This window comes from Streptomyces kebangsaanensis (assembly GCF_001906585.1).
Taxonomy (GTDB): domain Bacteria; phylum Actinomycetota; class Actinomycetes; order Streptomycetales; family Streptomycetaceae; genus Streptomyces; species Streptomyces kebangsaanensis.
This window is the reverse complement of record NZ_JUJA01000072.1, coordinates 52649-52989: the sequence shown is the minus strand read 5'-3', so window position 1 is coordinate 52989 and position 341 is coordinate 52649. Positions and strand designations below refer to the sequence as shown.

General features: G+C 72.1%; 1 protein-coding gene. It reads right to left on the bottom strand.

Annotated features, from left to right (window positions below; translation table 11 throughout):
- Positions 1 to 341 (bottom strand): acyl-CoA dehydrogenase family protein (locus tag RH94_RS41275; protein WP_234425672.1); only part of this gene is annotated, 341 nt, incomplete at both ends.

Here is a 341-nt window from a genome sequence, read left to right as displayed (position 1 = left end):
TGCCACGATTTCGAGCAGCACCTCGGAGGCGCCGCCTGAGATGGTCATGCCGGCCGCCTCGCGGTAGGCCGCCTCCAGCACCTCGGTAGGTGAGGACGGCGGTCCGCCCGCCGCGACCGGCAGACCCAGGCGTTCCAGCGACCACCACGCGATCTTCTGCGCGGTGTCGGAGTTGTGCCATTTGGCCAGCGACGCCTCGGCGATGTCCGGCTCCCGGTCCTGCAGGCGCTGCAGCGCACGGCTGGTGAGCAGCCGCCCGGCGTCGAGCCTCGCCCAGTGCCGGGCCAGACCCGAAACCTCGTCCTCACCCGCCTGCCGGCCGCTCACGGTCAGCTGCTCCT